Annotated in this window: 1 protein-coding gene; it reads right to left on the bottom strand. The window is 59.6% G+C overall.

Going from position 1 to position 431, the window contains the following annotated elements; all coding sequences use genetic code 11:
• Positions 1-161: 161 nt before the first annotated feature.
• Positions 162-431, bottom strand: a 270-nt coding sequence (locus tag HMPREF2975_RS12600; protein ID WP_070727013.1) for a hypothetical protein, incomplete at its 5' end; no start/stop codon positions are given.

Below are 431 nucleotides of genomic sequence, written 5' to 3'. Positions count from 1 at the left end.
TGAGCAGCGGGAGCCATGCGGCTATGTCGGATAGCTCGCCTATGGCTTTGCTGGCTTTGCGCCTAGTTGCTGTTGTCGCGTCCACCGTCGCTGTCCTTTCGTGTTGGTTTCAATTCTTGCAGGTTTATAACCGTTTTTCAGTCTCTGATGGCTGAACACGCTTATAGGTCTGTGTCTGGCCTGCTGCCAGTCAGCAGAGCGACAAGGTCGTTGAGTGTCATGAGCACCCATTGGGAGCCTGGGTCTGCCACTGCGCGCCGTTTCGCCACGACAATCCCCGCGAGCGCGTCGTCGTTACCCATCTCGGTGTGCGCCTCACTGGTCCATTGGGCGGGCAAGAGGCGGCCTCCGTAGTCTTTGGTTTCGATGGTGATGCGCCTGCCCATGTGCCGCACTCCTGCAATGTCGCCTGTGTCGCGCGCTCCGGTGCG

The sequence above is a fragment of the Actinomyces sp. HMSC065F12 genome (assembly GCF_001814535.1).
Classification (GTDB): Bacteria; Actinomycetota; Actinomycetes; order Actinomycetales; family Actinomycetaceae; genus Pauljensenia; species Pauljensenia radingae_A.
Note: the sequence above shows the minus strand (reverse complement) of the source record. Positions and strands in the feature narration are given on the sequence as shown.